At 75.6% G+C, this 16454-nt stretch carries 15 protein-coding genes; 11 read left to right on the forward strand and 4 right to left on the reverse strand.

Annotated elements, in window-relative coordinates; genetic code table 11:
• Nucleotides 1-17: 17 nt before the first annotated feature.
• The 5 genes from ACFVVL_RS02575 to ACFVVL_RS02595 all read left to right on the forward strand — a co-directional run bounded on the left by ACFVVL_RS02575 (nt 18) and on the right by ACFVVL_RS02595 (nt 4844).
• Nucleotides 18-383, forward strand: a complete 366-nt coding sequence (locus ACFVVL_RS02575) for an STAS domain-containing protein (RefSeq protein WP_380292014.1) — start codon at nt 18-20, stop codon at nt 381-383.
• A 128-nt stretch (nt 384-511) separates the two neighbouring features.
• Nucleotides 512-2185 carry a PP2C family protein-serine/threonine phosphatase gene (locus ACFVVL_RS02580; protein ID WP_380292016.1) on the forward strand — a complete coding sequence of 558 codons (1674 nt, stop codon included), beginning with the start codon at nt 512-514 and terminating at the stop codon, nt 2183-2185.
• Nucleotides 2186-2196: 11 nt separating this feature from the next.
• A complete protein-coding gene (locus ACFVVL_RS02585) occupies nt 2197-3240 on the forward strand; it encodes a B12-binding domain-containing protein (protein ID WP_387670803.1) in 1044 nt (347 codons plus the stop codon).
• The gene (locus ACFVVL_RS02590) at nt 3237-3578 is read left to right on the forward strand and encodes an STAS domain-containing protein (protein ID WP_380292020.1); all 342 of its coding nucleotides are present in this window, start codon (nt 3237-3239) and stop codon (nt 3576-3578) included. The genes ACFVVL_RS02585 and ACFVVL_RS02590 overlap by 4 nt, the downstream gene beginning before the upstream one ends.
• A gap of 246 nt (nt 3579-3824) precedes the next feature.
• Complete coding sequence (locus ACFVVL_RS02595; RefSeq protein ID WP_387670806.1) at nt 3825-4844, forward strand: YdcF family protein; 1020 nt, start codon at nt 3825-3827, stop codon at nt 4842-4844.
• A gap of 22 nt (nt 4845-4866) precedes the next feature.
• Here ACFVVL_RS02595 and ACFVVL_RS02600 read toward each other — a convergent pair whose 3' ends face one another.
• On the reverse strand, nt 4867-8499 hold the full coding sequence (locus ACFVVL_RS02600; RefSeq protein WP_387671110.1) for a SpoIIE family protein phosphatase: 3633 nt from the start codon (nt 8497-8499) through the stop codon (nt 4867-4869).
• A 314-nt stretch (nt 8500-8813) separates the two neighbouring features.
• On the opposite strand from ACFVVL_RS02600, the gene ACFVVL_RS02605 reads away from it, so the two are divergent.
• The 4 genes from ACFVVL_RS02605 (at nt 8814) to ACFVVL_RS02620 (ending at nt 12617) form a co-directional block, all read left to right on the forward strand.
• The gene (locus tag ACFVVL_RS02605; RefSeq protein WP_387670808.1) at nt 8814-9197 is read left to right on the forward strand and encodes an STAS domain-containing protein; all 384 of its coding nucleotides are present in this window, start codon (nt 8814-8816) and stop codon (nt 9195-9197) included.
• Nucleotides 9198-9311: 114 nt separating this feature from the next.
• A complete protein-coding gene (locus tag ACFVVL_RS02610) occupies nt 9312-9749 on the forward strand; it encodes an ATP-binding protein (protein ID WP_380292026.1) in 438 nt (145 codons plus the stop codon).
• Nucleotides 9750-10068: 319 nt separating this feature from the next.
• Nucleotides 10069-11430, forward strand: a complete 1362-nt coding sequence (locus ACFVVL_RS02615) for a bifunctional o-acetylhomoserine/o-acetylserine sulfhydrylase (protein ID WP_380292028.1) — start codon at nt 10069-10071, stop codon at nt 11428-11430.
• Complete coding sequence (locus ACFVVL_RS02620; RefSeq protein ID WP_387671112.1) at nt 11427-12617, forward strand: homoserine O-acetyltransferase; 1191 nt, start codon at nt 11427-11429, stop codon at nt 12615-12617. Before ACFVVL_RS02615 ends, ACFVVL_RS02620 begins: the two co-directional genes overlap by 4 nt.
• A 177-nt stretch (nt 12618-12794) precedes the next feature.
• On the opposite strand, the gene ACFVVL_RS02625 is transcribed toward ACFVVL_RS02620, so the two are convergent.
• Nucleotides 12795-12953, reverse strand: coding sequence for a hypothetical protein (locus ACFVVL_RS02625; RefSeq protein WP_380292030.1), 159 nt, complete (start codon nt 12951-12953; stop codon nt 12795-12797).
• 208 nt (nt 12954-13161) lie between these two features.
• On the opposite strand from ACFVVL_RS02625, the gene ACFVVL_RS02630 reads away from it, so the two are divergent.
• A complete protein-coding gene (locus tag ACFVVL_RS02630; protein ID WP_380292032.1) occupies nt 13162-13332 on the forward strand; it encodes a hydrophobic protein in 171 nt (56 codons plus the stop codon).
• A 92-nt stretch (nt 13333-13424) separates the two neighbouring features.
• Here ACFVVL_RS02630 and ACFVVL_RS02635 read toward each other — a convergent pair whose 3' ends face one another.
• Nucleotides 13425-14264: a class I SAM-dependent methyltransferase gene (locus tag ACFVVL_RS02635; RefSeq protein WP_387670811.1), complete on the reverse strand. Its 840-nt coding sequence runs from the start codon at nt 14262-14264 to the stop codon at nt 13425-13427.
• A 121-nt stretch (nt 14265-14385) separates the two neighbouring features.
• Nucleotides 14386-15264: a spermidine synthase gene (locus ACFVVL_RS02640; protein WP_387671114.1), complete on the reverse strand. Its 879-nt coding sequence runs from the start codon at nt 15262-15264 to the stop codon at nt 14386-14388.
• Between the two features lie 123 nt (nt 15265-15387).
• Between ACFVVL_RS02640 and ACFVVL_RS02645 the strand changes: the two genes are divergently transcribed.
• Nucleotides 15388-16347, forward strand: coding sequence for an alpha/beta hydrolase (locus tag ACFVVL_RS02645; RefSeq protein WP_380298233.1), 960 nt, complete (start codon nt 15388-15390; stop codon nt 16345-16347).
• Nucleotides 16348-16454 lie beyond the last annotated feature (107 nt).

The following is a 16454-nucleotide window of genomic DNA, read 5'->3' on the forward strand; positions in this document are numbered from 1 at the left end:
CACCGCGCGGAGCACGAGTGCCCGACTACACCCTGACCATCGAGGTCCGCACCCACCCCGGCGGGGCGACCGTCATCGCACTCGCCGGCGAACTCGACTACCACACCGCGCCACGGCTGCACCGCACCCTGGAGCGGACGTCCGAGGCCCGGCCCCTGATCCTCGACCTCGCCCGCCTGCGGTTCTGCGACTCCATGGGCATGGCCGAACTGCTCTTCCTGCTCCGGCGGGCCCAGGAGTCCGGCACCTTCCTCGCCCTGGTCGGCACCACGGCGGACGTCGGCCAGCTGCTGGCCATGATCGGCGTCGAGGCCCTCCTGACCAGGTACGACACGGTCGAGGAGGCCGCCGCGGCGCTGCGCCCGGATCCGGGCTCCGGCTGACGGGCGGCCCGGTGCGCGGCAGCGGCTTGCATCATCGGCACGAATACGGAACGGTTGCGAACGGCAAGTTTCTCCGGTCCCCCAGAACGGGAAGGCGGTGGGGTGCGCACCGGCGCGTGCCTTCATCTGTGTCTGTTGTCCGCGGTTCCTCCGCCCATCCGTCCGACGCCGATCGCAGGGTCGGCGCGACCTGGGGCGAAGCCCCCCATCCCGTGCTCGTCGTCGACCGGCACGGGACGCTCGTGAGCGTCAACAGGGCCGGCAGGGGCCTCCTGCCGGGCGCGGAGGGCGGCCGCCGGCTGGCGGAGGACGCGCCCGCCTGGCTGGCCGAGGCCCACCGGCGCGTCGTCGACGGCTCGCACGAAGCGGGCGCCGGCCCGCTGTCCGGGACGATCGGGGACCGGGTCTACGAAGCCCACCCGACGGCCTCGGCCGACGGCGACGTGGTGTGGTGGCTGGTCGACGACACCGACCGCCGGCTGGCCCAGGAAGCCCTGCGCGACGCGCGGGAACGGTCCGGGATCCTGGCCGAGGTCTCCTCGATCCTGCTGTCGACGCTGAACGTGCCGCGGTGCATGGAACTCACCGCGGGCATGGCCGCCGAGCACCTGGCGGAGGCGGCCGTGCTCGTCGCCCCGGCCCAGGGCCGGCGGTACCCGCTGACCCACGCCCTGCGGGGCGGCCCGACCGTGCGCACCGGCCGGCCGATCGATCCGGGCGGCGTTCCGGGGCTGGGCGAGGCCCTCCGGGGCTACCCCCCGGTGCCCGCGCGCTGGATCGATCCCGCCGCCCTGCCGGACTGGGTGGTGCCCGACGGCTTCGCCGGAGCGGTCGGCTCGGTGATCGTCACCCCGCTCCCCGGGCACGGGGTGCCCGCCGGCGCGCTGATCCTGCTGCGCTCCAGCACCGAGCAGGCCTTCACCGAGGGCGAGGAGGTCTTCGCCCGGCTGTTCGCCGCCCGCGCCGGGGCGGCGCTCTCGGCCGCCCGCCTCTACACCGAGCAGGCCGCGGTCACCGCCACCCTGGTGCAGGAGCTCCTGCCGCCCTCGCTGCACCGGGTGCACGGCGTGGACTACGCCGGCAGCTACCGCACCTCGAAGGCCCACGAGCGCATCGGCGGCGACTTCTACGACGTCCACGCCGGTGCCGACCCCGGCCGCGAGACCCTGGTCGTGCTCGGCGACGTCGCCGGCAAGGGCCTGGAGGCCGCGGTGCTCACCGGCAAGATCCGCAACACCCTGCACGCCCTCCTCCCCCTGGCCGACGACCACCACCGGGTCCTGGAACTGCTCAACGGCGCCCTCCTGACCTCCGGCCACACCCGCTTCGCCACCCTCGTGCTGGCCTCGGTGGGATGCCACGACGGCCAGGTGCGGCTGAGGCTCACCTCCGCCGGGCATCCGCCACCGCTGATCGTCCGGGCCGACGGCCGGGTGGAGGACGTCCCCACGCGCGGCACGCTGGTCGGCGTGCTCCCGGCCGTGCGCACGCAGACCGTGCACACCGTCCTGGACCCCGGGGACACCTGCCTGCTGTACACCGACGGCTTCACCGAGGCCCGCGGCGGGCTGCTCGGGGACGAGTTGTTCGGCGAGCGCCGGCTCAGGAAGGCGCTCGCCGAATGCGCGGGCATCCCGGCCGAGGCCGTGCTGGAGCGGGTGCAGATGCTCGCCGCGCAGTGGCTGGGGGGCGGACGCCACGACGACATGGCCGCCGTGGCCATCAGCGCCCCGCGCACGGGGGCGGCCGGCGGGAGCGGAACGTCCGCCGGGTCCGGCGGCGGAACGGGACACCACCGGTGAGGGCGGCGGACGTGCAGACCGCCCTGTGGTCGGCGGTGGTCGGCGGCGACGAGTACGCCGCCGTCGAACTGCTCCGTGCCGCGCTGGAGGGCGGCCTGGACGAGGAGTCCCTGCTGCTGGACGTGATCGCACCGGTGCAGCACCGGGTCGGCGCGGAGTGGGCGGCCGACCGCCTCACCGTCGCCCAGGAGCACGCCGCCACCGCCATCAACGAACGGGCCATGGCCGCGCTGGCCCACCGTCGGCCCGCGGAGCGGGCACCGGCCCCCCGCGGGCGCGTCACCGTGAGCTGCGTCGACGGCGAGTGGCACGCCTTCCCCGCGCGGCTGCTCGCCGAGACGCTGCGGCTGCGGGGCTGGCAGGTGGACTTCCTGGGGGCGCAGACCCCCACCGCGCAGCTGATCGCCCATCTGCACCACACCGACCCGGACGCCGTCCTGCTGTCCGGTTCGCTTCCCGTCCACCTGCCCGCCGCCCACACGGCCATCACGGCCTGCCAGGCCGTGGGCGTCCCCGTCATGGTCGGCGGGCGCGCCTTCGGGGCCGACGGCCGCCACGCCCGCGCCCTGGGCGCCGACCGGTGGGCGCCGGACGCCCGCGGCGCGGCCGCCGTGCTGGAGGCCGGACTCACCCGGCCCTCGCCCGCGGCGGTCCGCCACGTCATCGACGACCTGCCGCACCTGTCCGACCAGGAGTTCACCCTGGTCAGCCAGACGCGGTCCCGCCTGGTCAAACAGACCCTGGCCGACCTGGCGGGCCGTGTCCCGGCCGTCGGCGCCTACGACGACGACCAGCGGGAACGCACGGCCGAGGACATCGCCCACATCGTGGACTTCCTGACCGCCGCCCTCTACGTCGACGACGCGGAGGTCTTCGCCGACTTCCTCCTCTGGACCGCCGACATCCTCGCCGTCCGCAAGGTGCCGGCGCAGTCCCTCGCCGCCGCCGTGGGCCTGCTCGCGGGACAGCTGCGCGACTTCCCCCGTGCACTCGCCCTGCTCCGGCGCGGCGGCGCGGCGCTGCGCACCCGCTCCGTCCCGGGGCCCCGCTCATGACCGGGCCGTCGCCGGCCGACTTCGCCGTCACCGTCCACGCCACGCCCCCGACGCTGAGCGTGGGGGTGGCGGGCGAGCTGGACTACGACACGTGCGACGAGTTCCTCGACACCGTCACGCGACACCTCGCCCACCACGGGCCGGCGCTGCAGGAGGTCCGCCTGGACTTCCGGGGGATGACCTGGATCGACTCCTCGGGACTCTCCGCACTGATCATGGTCCACCGCCGCACCACCGGGTGCGGCGCGGTCCTGCACCTGGACAACCGGCCCACGATCCTGGAGCGCATCCTCACCCTCACCGATGTCCGGGACCACCTCACCGCCGGGGAGGCCTGACCGCCGGCAGGGACCGGCCGGCGGTCCGCGACGGTCACCGGGCGCCGTCCCCCGGGGAGAGGCATGTTCCGCCGCTGCCCGGGCAGTCGTCCGGGAGCTTCCGGCCGGACGCCGGACGGACCACGTCGAGGGAGGCAGGGTGACGGCCGCAACGCGGGCGCGGACGGGCGGCCGAGGGGCCGCAGCGGCGAGGAGGGGGCCGGACCGGGTGGAGCGGCCGGCGGCCGAACCCGCCGGGGTGGCGTCATGACCTCGTCCTTCGTCCCGTACTACCTGGCGGCCGGCGCCGTCCTCCTGGTCTTCCGGCGCCGTTTCCGGGCGGACCGGCGCCGCCTCGGGAACGGCGTCCTCCTGGGCTCGTGCACGCTCCTGCTGTTGCTCGGCGCCCTGGTCGAGCTCGGCCGGTTCCCGCACCCCCTGGGCCGGGCGGTGACCAGCAGCGTCGTGGTCGCCGTTCCGCTGAGCGCGGCGGCCGTCGCGGGGTTCCTGCTGCTCAACGGGGTCCGGACGGTCCGCAGAGAAGGCACCCGCCCGGCCAACCTGCTCGCGCTGCTGGCCGGATCCGCCGTGCTGGGGGCGCTCGGCCTGCTGGCGGCCACCGCCGTCACCGAGAACGGCCCGTTCCGCGCGCTGGCCACCGCCGTCCTGCTGGTGGCCGGCTACCTCTCCTTCCTCCTCGCCTGCTTCGTCGGCTACGCCGTGCTCTACCACCGGGTGGTGGCACGCCGCACGGTCGACTTCGTGGTCGTGCTCGGCGCGGGGCTGACCGACGGGTCCACCGTCCCGCCGCTGCTCGCGGCGCGGCTGGAGCGGGCGCTGGCGCTGTTCCGCCGTCAGGCGGCGCGCGGCCGGGCGCCGGTCGTGCTGGTCTCCGGCGGCAAGGGCTCGGACGAACGGGTCCCGGAGGCCGAGGCGATGGCGGACTACCTGCTGGCGCGCGGGGTGCCGGACGGGCTCGTCGTGCAGGAACGCTCCTCGACGAACACCCGGGAGAACCTGGAGTTCAGCAGGGCGCTGATGGAGCGGCTCCGGCCGGGCTACCGCTGCGTCATCGTCACCAACGACTTCCACGCCCTGCGGGCCGCCATCACCGCGCGCCGGGCCGGCGTCCGGGGCGAGGCCGTCGGCGCGCCCACCGCGGCGTACTACCGGCCCGGTGCGGCGCTGCGGGAGTTCGCCGCCGTCCTCACCACCTACCCGGCCACGAACCTGGCGGTGTGCGCGGTGCTCGTCGCCGCGGGTCTGCGAGCGCGCTGGCACGGGTGAGCCCGGGCGCCCTCCCGGCGGGTCACGGCCTGCCGCGGTCCGGCGCCGGCGTGGTGGCGGAGCCGTGGCGGTAGAGCAGCAGGGCCACGTCGTCCCCGTAGCCGCGGGCCGGAGCCAGCGACGCCGTGAGGTGCTCGGCGAGGTCGTCGAGCGGGAGGTCCGCGCCGGCCCGGAGCGCGCGGCCGGCCCGCTCGATCCCTTCGGTCAGCGGGGCGCTGCGCCGCTCGACCAGCCCGTCGGTGTACAGCATGAGAACGGCGCCGTGGGGCAGCGCCGCACCGGCCTCGGGACGCGGCAGTCCCGGCCGGACGCCCAGGGGCAGCGAGCGCCCGCCCTCCAGCACGACGGTGGAGCCGTCGGGCAGCGCCAGGAGGCCGGGCGGGTGGCCGGCCGAGGAGTAGCACAACGCGCCGCTCGCGGGGTCGAGGACGGCGCAGAACACCGTGGTGCACAGGGCGCCGGGGATCGTGGCGGCGAAGGTGTCCAGCGCGCTCAGGGCACGGGCGGGAGCGTGGTTCTGCAGGAGCAGGGCCCGGCAGGCGCTGCGCAGCTGGCCCATGACGCTGGCCGCCTCCAGCCCCCGGCCCACGCAGTCCCCGACCACGATGCCGACGCGCCCGTCCGGCAGCGCCATCGTGTCGTACCAGTCGCCGCCGACCTCCAGGGGGCGGATCGCGGGTTCGTAGCGGGCCGCGAAGCCCGGCGGCAGGCCGGCCGGGCCGAGGATGGCGCGCTGCAGCGCGATGGCGGTCTCGCGCTGCTGGTCGGCCTGGTGGGCCCGGGTGAGGCCCTGGGCGAGGCGGCCGGCCAGCAGGGAGAGCAGCAGTCCGTCCTCCGCGGTGAACGGACGCCGGTCGCCGAGGTCGACGGACAGGACCAGCGGACCCGCCGGGTGCTCCAGGAGGATGCCGACCCCGCCGGGGTGGAGGACGGGGGTGAGCAAGGGTGCGTCGAGGAGCGAGGTGAGCCGGGCCCGGCGGTCCTCCGGCAGGTCCGGCCAGCCGGACGGCCCACGGCCGGGCCCGTCGCCCGCCCCGCGGACCTCGGGTGGCGGCGCGCCGTGGCCGCCGTGGGTGAAGCGGACGGCCAGCACCTGGCGGGCCCGCCACAGGTCACGCAGCCCGTCCACCGCGTCGGCCAGGACCTCGTCGGCGTTGCGGCCCCGGGCGAGCCGTTCGCCCAGGGCGGCGAGGGCGCTCTCACGCCGGATCGCGTGATGCTCGGCCGTGACGTCGCGCAGGGTGCCGACGACGACGGTGCGTGCGGTGTCGGGGTCCCGGACGCGGTTGAAGGCGGCCTGGACCCACAGGGCTTGCCCGTCGGCGCGGCGGACGGGCAGGTCGGTGCGGCCGCTGCCGTCGCGGGTCAGGCCGGCGAACGCGGTGGCCGCCCGGTGGTGGGCTTCGGGGTCCTCGGCGGCGGAGGGCCACCACGGGTGGGCCGGCCCGTAGGGCAGGCCTTCCGGGCCGTACCCCAGGAGGGTGGTGAACGCCTCGTTGATCTCGACGACCGTGCCGTTCTCCTCGCAGACGAAGAAGGCGTCCTGGAGCGAGTCGGTCAGGGCGGTGCGCCAGCGCGCGTGGCGGCTGCGCATCCTGGCCAGTGCGACGGCCGACCGCACCCGGGCGAGGAGTTCGGCGGCGGCGAACGGTTTGGCGAGATAGTCGTCCGCACCGGAGCCGAGCCCTTCGAGGGACGCCTCCACTCCCGCCCGCGCGGACAGCAGCAGGACCGGCACCGCTGCGGTACGCCGGTCGGCGCGCAGCCGCGTCACCATGCTCAGGCCGTCCAGGCCCGGCATCATCACGTCGCTGATCACCAGTTCGGGGACGTCCCGGGTGGCCTCGGCCAGGGCCTGCAGGCCGTCGGCGACCGCGGTGACCCGGTGGCCGGCGCCGCGCAGGATCCTGGTCAGGTACCGGCGCATGTCGGCGTTGTCGTCGGCGACCAGCACGTGGGTGGGTACCGGCTCGCCCTCGGGGGCGCCGCCCGTCCGGGGCTGCTCGCCCTCGGCGCCGCCGCCCTCGCCGGGCAGCCAGCTCAGTGCCTCGCTCAGGAAGGGCTCGGCCCCGGCGGGCCCGCGGTCCCCCGCCCCGCGGGCCGGCAGCGGCACCGCTGCGAACGGGAGGTCGACGGTGAAGCAGGTGCCCCGCTCCGGTTCGGAGGTGACGGCGATGGTGCCGCCGTGCAGTTCCACCAGTTCCTTGACCAGGGCCAGACCGATGCCACTGCCCTCGTGCGACCGGGCCCGGCTCCCCTCGACGCGGTGGAAGCGTTCGAAGAGCCGGGGAACCTCGGCGGCCGGGATCCCGACTCCGGTGTCCTCGACCGTCAGCCGCGCGAGGCCGCCCGCCCGGCCCGTCCGGACCCGGATCGTGCCGTCGAAGGTGTGCTTGAGGGCGTTGCCGAGCAGGTTGAACAGCACCTTCTCCCACAGCCCGAGGTCGATCAGGACCGGCTGGTCCAGCGGCGCGCAGTCGACGTCGAGGACCAGGCCGGACCGTTCGACGGCGGACCGGAACACCGCCGCGAGGTCCGCGGTGACGGCCGCCAGGTCGACCGGTTCGAGGCGGGCCGGCATCCGCCCGGCCTCGATGCGGGAGAAGTCCAGCAGGGAGTTGACGAGCTTGCCGAGCCGCAGGCTGTTGCGGTGCACCGTCTCCAGGTCCGCCCGCACGTCCTCGTCGGCGTCCGCCAGCCGCCGTCCCAGTTCCTCGACCGGTCCCCTGACGAGGGTCAGCGGTGTGCGGAACTCATGGCTGATGTTGTAGAAGAACGCGCTCTTCACGCGGTCGAGTTCGGCCAGCTCCTGGGCGCGGCGCTGCTGGAGCTCATGGCTGCGGGCACTGGCGATCCCGGCGGCGAGGTGGCCGGCGATCAGGTCGACGAAGCCGCGGTAGTCGTCGTCCAGGAGGCGGAAGCGGTTCAGCCCCGTCACCAGGAACCCGCTCGGCTCGCCGCCCGCCACGCTCAGCGGCACCACCAGGGCCTCCAGGGGCGGTTCCGCCCAGGCCCCGCCGGGCAGTTCGGCGAACGGAGGCCCGGTCAGCGGCACCAGCGACGTCCGGCCCCGGCGGGCCGCGGCCGCCGGCCACGGCAGCTGCGCGTCCGGCCCGATCACGGCCGGCGCGGCCGGGTGCCCCGGTGCGATGCCGGAGGCCGCGGCGAGCCCGGCGGTTCCGTCGTCGTGGAAGAGGTAGGTCAGCGTGAACGGCAGGCAGAAGGGGTTGCGGGCCAGCTGCTCGGAGCTGAACTCCAGGAACTGCCCTTCGGTGCGCACGGCCCCGGGGTCGGAGCCCAGGTCGCGCAGGGTCGCCATCCGCCGTTCCGAGAGGACGCGCTGGGTCTCCTCGCTGACCACGCACAGCACGCCGGCCACCCGGTCGTCCTCGTCCCGCAACGGGCTGTAGGAGAAGGTGTGGTAGCTCTCCTCGGCGTACCCGGCGCGCCGGAGCAGCAGCATCAGTGCCTCGTCCCAGGTCGAGCGGCCGTCGCGCAGGACGGTGTCGATGCGCGGGCGGATGTCGTCCCGGATCTCCGGCCAGATCTCGTCGAAGGCGCGGCCGAGTGCCCACGGGTACTTGTGCCCCAGGGTGTCGCGCCGGTAGGCGTCGTTGCAGAAGTAGGTGAGCTCGGGCCCCCAGGCCATCCACATGGGGAACCGGGAGGACAGCAGGACGCCCACCGCCGTGCGCAGGCTCTGGGGCCAGGTCCGGGGATCCCCCAACGGCGTGGCGGACCAGTCCACCCGTGCCAGGTCGGCGCCGACCAGCGGGTCGGCGGCGAACGGACTGGGCACCTCGTCGTGCCCGAGCGCGTCGGCCAACGCATCGCTCCCTACCGTGTCAGGACCGCCTGTGCCGTCCTCGAACCCTCCCGCGGCGGCGGGCCGGGAAGGCCCTCGACGAGGGCGGGTTCCGGGCGGCGCTCACCTCAGCCGCCCGGAGCCGGTACGGCTAGCATGATGGCATGACCGACGACACGAGCCCGGTGCGTCCCCCGGGACCGGGCAGGACGTCCGTGCTCAGGCTGAGCGGTGAACTGGACTACGACACCGGTCGGGAGCTCACCGCCTGCCTGGACGCCGCCGTCGCCGAGCGGCCGGCCGTGCTGGCGGTCGACCTCTCCGAGGTCACCTTCGCCGACTCCTTCGCCTTGCGGGTCCTCGTCCTGGCGCACCTGCGGCTCCAGGAGGCGGGGGGTGCGATGGTGCTCGTGGGGCAGCTCGCGCCGTCCGTGCGCAGGCTGCTGGAGATCACCGCCACCGACAGGCACTTCACCCTCGCCGACAGCGTCACCGCGGCCGAGCGCGCGGTGGCCGGCCACGGCCCGGCGCACTCCGGGACACCCTGACGCCGGTGGGTCCGCACGGGGATCCTCCGCGCCCTGCGGGGTAGACGCGCCCCGGTCCCACGCTCGTGAACACCACCTGTCCATGCCGCGTACCACCTGATCAAAGGCCGTCACATGCCCCACGCCGATGAGCTGGCCCCGCACCCGGAGGAGAACCCCGGCAGCCGGGTCCCCGAGCGCGTCGAGCCCATCGTGCGCACCGCGAGGGAGGCGCGCGCCCATCTCGCCGGACTGCTGGACGCCGTGGCCCGGGACACCGAACGCGTCCTCGCGGACGCGCAGCTCGCGGTGACCGAACTCGTCGTCAACGCCCGGACCCACGGCGGCGGCATGACCGGCTTCGCGGCCCGTCTGGACCTGGCGCTCGGCTGTCTGGTCGTCGACGTCGAGGACGGCCACGACGCCCACCCGTCGGGCGAGGCCCTCGACCGCCGCGATCCGGCGGCGCCCGGGGGCCGCGGCTGGGCCCTCGTCCAGCACCTCTCCGGAACCTGCCACGTCAAGCCGCTGCCGGGCGGCGGCAAGCGGATCCGGGTCACCTTCCCGCTGTGAGCGGCACCGCCCGGCCGGGGAGGGCCGGCGGACCGCCGCGCTGTCCGCATGGTGGGACGCAGTGGTGTCCGCCGCGCGCCTGTGGTTCCCTGTGCCCATGATCATGCTCGTGACCCGGCGCCACGTGGACTACACGCGCGTCACGACCATGAGTTGTCCCACCGCCCGCTGACGCGGCGCCTGGTGATCCCTCCGCAGCCCTAGCCGCGAATCCGCGTGGCCGCTCCGTCCGGAGCGCCCGCACCTCCGTTCCCCGCACCCGCCGCTCACACCGGCGCCGGCCCGGCCCGCCGGGCTCCACACGTGTACGAGGAGAAGCATGAGCCAGCCGACCGAAGACGTCACCGCCGACCGCACGCCCGACGGCGGATCCGCCGGATCCCCCGCCCCCGCCTGGTCCTTCGAGACCCAGCAGGTGCACGCCGGCGCCGTGCCCGACCCCACGACCGGGGCCCGGGCGGTCCCGGTCTACCAGACCACCGCGTTCGTCTTCCGTGACACCCAGCACGCGGCCGACCTCTTCTCGCTCGCCGAGGCCGGAAACATCTACACCCGCATCCACAACCCCACCCAGGACGTCTTCGAGCAGCGGACGGCCGCCCTGGAAGGAGGGGTCGCCGCGGTGGCGGTCGCCTCCGGCCAGGCCGCCGAGACCCTCGCCGTCCTCAACGTCGCGAGCGCCGGTGACCACATCGTCTCCAGCGCCTCCCTCTACGGCGGCACGTACAACCTCTTCCGGCACACCCTGCCGAAGTTCGGGATCGAGGTGTCCTTCGTCGAGGACCCGGACGACCTCGACGCCTGGCGGGCCGCCATCCGGCCCGGGACGAAGGCCCTGTTCGCGGAGAGCCTCGGCAACCCGCGTGGCAACGTCCTCGACATCCGCGCCGTCGCCGACGTCGCCCACGAGGCCGGGATCCCGCTGATCGTCGACAACACCCTCCCCACCCCCTACCTGCTGCGCCCCATCGAGCACGGGGCCGACGTCGTCGTCCACTCGGCGACCAAGTTCCTCGGCGGCCACGGCACCACCCTCGGAGGTGTCGTCGTCGACGCCGGGACCTTCGACTTCGGCGCCCACGCCGAGCGCTTCCCCGACTTCAACGAGCCGGACCCCAGCTACCACGGCCTGCGCTACTGGCCCGCCCTCGGGCCCGGCGCGTACGCCGTCAAGCTGCGCGTCCAGCTGCTGCGCGACCTCGGGCCGGCCATCGCGCCGCACTCCGCCTTCCTGCTGCTGCAGGGCGTGGAGACGCTGAGCCTGCGCATGGAGCGTCACTCGGCCAACGCCCAGGCGCTCGCCGAGTGGCTGGAGCAGCGCGACGAGGTCTCCGCCGTCCACTACGCCGGGCTGCCCTCCAACCGCTGGTACGAGGCCGGGCGCCGTTACCTCCCGCGCGGAGCCGGCGCCGTGTTCTGCTTCGAGCTGCGCGGCGGCGTCGAGGCGGGCAAGCGGTTCGTGGACGCCGTCGAGCTCTTCAGCCACCTCGCCAACATCGGCGACGTGCGCAGCCTCATCATCCACCCCGCCTCCACCACGCACAGCCAGCTCGACGAGGCGCAGCTCGCCGCCACCGGCACCTCCCCCGGCCTGGTGCGGCTGTCGGTCGGCATCGAGAACGTGGAGGACCTCAAGGCGGACCTCGAAGCCGGTTTCCGCGCGGCGAAGGGGGCGTTCTGAACACCGCCGACGGGGCCGCCCCGCAGGCCGCTCCCCCTCCCGCCACCGGTGCGTGGCGGGAGGGGGACCCGCCCGGGCGCCGCCGGTGGTACGACCGCACCGAGCCCCTGCCGCTCGAAGGGGGCGGTCGGCTCGCCGGCGTGCGGCTGGCGTACGAGACCTGGGGGCGGCTCGCGCCCGACCGTTCCAACGCGGTCCTCGTCCTGCACGCGCTCACCGGCGACAGCCATGTCGCCGGGCCGGCCGCGCCCGGTCACCCGACCCCCGGCTGGTGGGACGCGCTGGTCGGGCCGGGCCGCGCCCTCGACACCGACCGCTGGTTCGTGGTGGCCCCCAATGTCCTGGGCGGCTGCCAGGGCAGCACCGGACCGGCGTCGCTGCGCCCCGACGGCCGGCACTGGGGCGGGTCCTTCCCGCGTCTGACCCCGCGTGACCAGGTCCTGGCCGAGGCCGGGCTCGCCGACGCGCTGGGCATCGGGCGCTGGGCCCTGGTGGTCGGCGGCTCGATGGGCGGGATGCGCGCGCTGGAGTGGGCCGTCTCCCACCCGGAGCGGGTCGCCTCGCTGTTCCTGCTCGCCACGACGGCGGCGGCGAGCGCGGACCAGATCGCCTGGACGAGCGCCCAGCTCCACGCGATCCGCGCCGATCCGAACTGGCGCGGCGGCGACTATCACGACGCCGCCGCCGGGCAGGGCCCGCACGCCGGTCTCGGGACCGCCCGGCGCATCGCCCACATCACCTACCGCGGCGCCGAGGAGCTCGACGTCCGCTTCGGCAACCGCGCCCAGGACGGCGAAGACCCCCGGACGGGCGGCCGCCACCAGGTCGAGTCCTACCTGGACCACCACGCCGCCAAGCTGGTCCGGCGCTTCGACGCGGCCAGCTACGCGGTGCTGGCCGAGGCGATGAACGCCCACGACACGGGCCGGGGGCGCGGCGGCACGCGCGCCGCCCTGGCGCGGGTGACCGCCCGGACCCTGGTGGCGGGGGTCGACACCGACCGCCTCTACCCGCTCGCCCAGCAGGAGGAGCTCGCCGCCGGCATCCCCTCCGCCGACCGGGCCCGGGTGATCTCCTCGCCGTACGGCCACGACGGGTTCCTCATCGAGACGGCGCAGGTCACGGCGCTGCTGCGGGAGCTCGTGGACGACGTGCGGGAGCCGTCGGCCACCGCCCCCGCCGGGTGAGGACCCCGGCGGGGGCCTCGGGGGGGGTCCCGGCGGTCCCGGCGTGCCGGGCGGCCGCACGGTGAACACCGCGCCGTCACCACCGAGGCGGACCGCACAGGGGTCACCGCAGGTCGGTGCCGCTCCGGCAGGGAGCGGCCGGGCAGGTGCGTCCCGGCCGGGCGCCGCCGGGACGGTTCAGCGCGGCGCACGGGCGTGACGCGGCTGCCGGACGCGGTCGGCCCGGACGGCGGCGGCCGTCGGCCGGTGGCGCGGACGAGCGGCCGAGGGCCCGGTCGCGACCAGGACCATCGCCAGCGCCGGCGGAACGAGCAGGAACACCATGAACACGATCACGCGTGCCTCCAGGGATGTCGGGACGGCATCGGCCTCGGACACCGCCTGCCCGGTCCGGCTGATGTCATGTCATCGGCCCGGCAGGAGCCGGCAGCCGGGGTCGGAGGACGCGCCCTCCCCCTGCCGTCGGCCCGCAACGGAACACCTGACCCGTGCATATCCTCGCGCGCACCGGGCAGTTGCGGGGCCACACACTTGGGAGGTCACCGTGGTTCCCCTTCTGCTGGTCCTGCTCCTGGCCCTGATCCTCTTCGGCGCGGGCTTCGCTCTGAAGATCCTGTGGTGGGCCGCCGTCATCGTGCTCGTGGTCTGGCTGCTCGGCTTCGTCGCCCGCGGCACGCATCCCTCGGGCAGCCGACACCGCTGGTACCGCTGGTAGTCCCGGCCACCGGGATCCGGCCGGGCGCAACGCCCGGCGTCCGCGGCCCACGCCCGCGCGCACCCGGCGCGCGGGCGTGGGCCGCGGGCGGTTCACCGTCCCGGTCCGGGGTCTTCGGCGAAGTCCAGGACCGTCACCGAGGGACGGTGCGAGGCCAGCCAGGGGGCGGTCAGCGCCAGGGGCAGGAGGGCGCCGAGGAGACCGCGTCCGCCCGCCGGGCGGACGTCGCGGACAGCCGTCACCGCCGGGCTCGCGGTGCGGAGCTTGTCGCGCTCGCCGGCGTCCATCGCCCAGGGCATGGCGGGCACCCGGTAGGCGGCGGTGCGCATCCTCCCGCTCACGGCGAGCCGTGCGAACCAGCGCGGGACGGCGTCCACGACCATGGAGCCGCCGGGGAACCGGTCCGCGCAGCCCGCGATCAGGGCCTTCACCCGGGCCGGGGGGAGGTACATGCACAGGCCCTGCGTGGTGACCAGGACCGCGCGGTCGCGGTCGACCTCGTCGGCCCACCGCAGGTCGGTGGCGTCGGCGGCCAGCAGGCGCCGGCGCGGGCCCGGCGGGAGGAGGCGCTCGCGCAGGGCGATCATCTCGGGGAGGTCGACGGTGAGCCAGTGGGCGCGGCCGTTGTCGACGCGCCAGTACTGCGTCTCCAGGCCCTCCCCCAGGCAGACCACCGTGCCGCGCGGCTCACGGGCCAGGAAGTCCGCCACCTCGCGGTCGAAGCAGGCCACCCGCAGCGCCTGGAACTGGGACTGGAAGCCGCTCGTGCCGAACCGCTCGGCGAAGGGGTAGTCGATCCGCCCGACCAGGTCCACCGCCACGGGGTCGTGCAGCACGGCGTCCGGCCGGCGGGCCTCGACGGCCCGCTGCCAGAGCGTCCACAGCGCCGTCTCGGGCACCGCCGCCAGCTCAGGCCGCTCCACGCTGCTCATCTCTCGCTCGCTCCCTCGGAGGTGGCGGGTGTCCCCGCACGGACCCGCCGATTCTGACACCGGGCAGCGCGCGGACGGGGGTGCGCGCGGTCCCGGCGCGCCGGGGCGCCCCGCGGCGTGCTCAGCCGATGCCGAAGGCGCCGTCCGGGGGCGGCGGGGAGTCGGCGGCGGTGGCGTCGGTGACCGGCGCCGTGCGGGCGGTGAACGCCGCGAGGTCGGCGCCCTCGGTGAGCCGCGCCGGGAAGACGTCCCCGGCCAGCCGGCGGGCGAGGTCCGCGACCGGCAGCGGGCCGGCCGAGCCGACCAGCAGGATGTTGCCGTAGCGCCGCCCGCGCAGCACCGGCGCCTCGGCGATCAGGCAGGCCTGCGGGAAGACGGCGCGCACCGTCGCCGCCTGGGCGCGGGCGAAGGCGAGCGGCGGGCCGTCGGCGAGGTTCGCCGCGTAGCAGCCGCCGGGGCGCAGCGCGGCCGCCGCCAGCCGCAGGAACTCCACCGAGGTGAGGTGCCCGGGGGTGCGCGAGCCGTGGAAGACGTCCGCGACGACGAGGTCCAGCGAGCCGGGTGCGTCCGACGCGGTCGCGGCGAGCGCGGCGCGGGCGTCCCCGACCTCGGCGGTGATGTCGACGCCGGGCCCGCGCCACGGCAGGTGCTGCTCGACCAGGTCGATCAGCGGGCCGTCCACCTCCACCACCCGCTGGCGCGAGCCTGGGCGGGTGGCGGCCAGGTAGCGGGGCACGGTCAGCGCGCCGCCGCCCAGGTGCAGGGCGTCCAGCGGCAGGCCCGGTTCGCCGAGCGCGTCGACCAGGTGGCCGAGGCGCTGGACGTACTCGAACTCCAGGTGGGTCGGGTCGCCGAGGTCGACGTAGGACTGCGGGGTGTCGTCGAGGGTCAGCAGCCACCCGCCGTCGTGGTCGACGTCGGGCAGCAGCTTCGCCTGCCCGAGGTCGGTGCGCCGCGCCACCGGCACGGGTTCGTCGGGCGGGCTGGACGGGTCGGGCATCTCGGGCATGTCCGCAGCATAGGCGCCCGGCCCGAGTCGCCGTCACGCCGGAGGCTACCGGCCGGTATCGTCGGGGTTCCCCGGGAAACCCGGTCTCCGAGCAGAAAGCGGGTGCACGTGGCCATGGAGTTCCGCGAAGACATCCTCGGCGCCCCCTACGAGGCCGTCGAGCTGCCGCTGCGGCCCGACGAGGAGGGCGAGGTCTCGGCGACCCTGGTCCGCCGGGCGGTCCCCGGCTCGGAGCGGGCCGTGCTGTACATCCACGGCTACAACGACTACTGGTTCCAGACCCACCTCGCCGACCACTACACCGCCGCCGGCTTCTCCTTCTACGCGCTCGACCTGCGCAAGTACGGCCGCTCGCTGCGCCCGCACCACTCGCCGAACTTCGTGCGCGACCTCGCGACGTACGACGAGGAACTGGACGCGGCGGTGCGGATCGTCCGGGAGCAGGACGGCCACAGCCGGCTGCTGGTCAACGGCCACTCCACCGGCGGGCTGATCGCCGCCCTGTGGGCCGGGCGCCGCACCGGGCGGGGCCTGGTCGACGGCCTCTTCCTCAACAGCCCGTTCCTGTCCATGCCGGCCGCCCCCGCCGTGCGCACCCTCGGCGCCCCGGCGCTGGACGCGATCGGCCGCCTCGCACCGACCCGGGTGCTGCCCTCCGCCCTCAACCCGCACTACGTGCACAGCCTGCACCGCGACTTCCGCGGCGAGTGGGACTTCGACCTGAAGCTCAAGCCCGCCGAGGGCGTGCCGCTGTTCGCCGGCTGGCTGGCCGCCGTCCAGCGCGGCCACCGGGAGCTGCGGCGCGGGCTCGGGATCGACGTGCCGGTGCTGCTGATGGCCTCCACCGCCTCCATCTCCACCACCCGCTGGCACGCCGCCCTGCACCACGCGGACGCCGTGCTGCGCGCCGACGACATCGCGGCGGCCGGTCCGCACCTGGGCCGCCATGTGACGATCGTCCGGATCAAGGGCGGCATGCACGACCTGGTGCTGTCCGGCGAGACCGCCCGGACCCAGGTGTTCGCCGAGCTCGACCGCTGGCTCGGGGCGTACTTCCCGGCGGCCGTGCACTGAGCCGGCCGGGCGCCCGTGCGGGGGCCCGGGGCGCGCCGCCCCCGGCCCCCCAGCCGCTCCCCGTGCGCCTGCTGTGCGCCCGTGAGTCTGTGGAAGGCTACCCGGGC

This window comes from Kitasatospora sp. NPDC058115, from assembly GCF_042884635.1.
Lineage (GTDB): Bacteria > Actinomycetota > Actinomycetes > Streptomycetales > Streptomycetaceae > Kitasatospora.

Excerpts from the sequence above, each read along its gene's own strand:
- ACFVVL_RS02600 (WP_387671110.1), bottom strand. The coding sequence starts at position 8,499 with ATGTGGATGGCCTGGGGGCCCGAGCTCACCTACTTCTGCAACGACGCC.
- ACFVVL_RS02615 (WP_380292028.1), top strand. The coding sequence starts at position 10,069 with ATGAGCCAGCCGACCGAAGACGTCACCGCCGACCGCACGCCCGACGGC.
- ACFVVL_RS02645 (WP_380298233.1), top strand. The coding sequence starts at position 15,388 with ATGGAGTTCCGCGAAGACATCCTCGGCGCCCCCTACGAGGCCGTCGAG.
- ACFVVL_RS02635 (WP_387670811.1), bottom strand. The coding sequence starts at position 14,264 with ATGAGCAGCGTGGAGCGGCCTGAGCTGGCGGCGGTGCCCGAGACGGCG.
- ACFVVL_RS02590 (WP_380292020.1), top strand. The coding sequence starts at position 3,237 with ATGACCGGGCCGTCGCCGGCCGACTTCGCCGTCACCGTCCACGCCACG.
- ACFVVL_RS02595 (WP_387670806.1), top strand. The coding sequence starts at position 3,825 with ATGACCTCGTCCTTCGTCCCGTACTACCTGGCGGCCGGCGCCGTCCTC.
- ACFVVL_RS02640 (WP_387671114.1), bottom strand. The coding sequence starts at position 15,264 with ATGCCCGACCCGTCCAGCCCGCCCGACGAACCCGTGCCGGTGGCGCGG.
- ACFVVL_RS02610 (WP_380292026.1), top strand. The coding sequence starts at position 9,312 with ATGCCCCACGCCGATGAGCTGGCCCCGCACCCGGAGGAGAACCCCGGC.
- ACFVVL_RS02605 (WP_387670808.1), top strand. The coding sequence starts at position 8,814 with ATGACCGACGACACGAGCCCGGTGCGTCCCCCGGGACCGGGCAGGACG.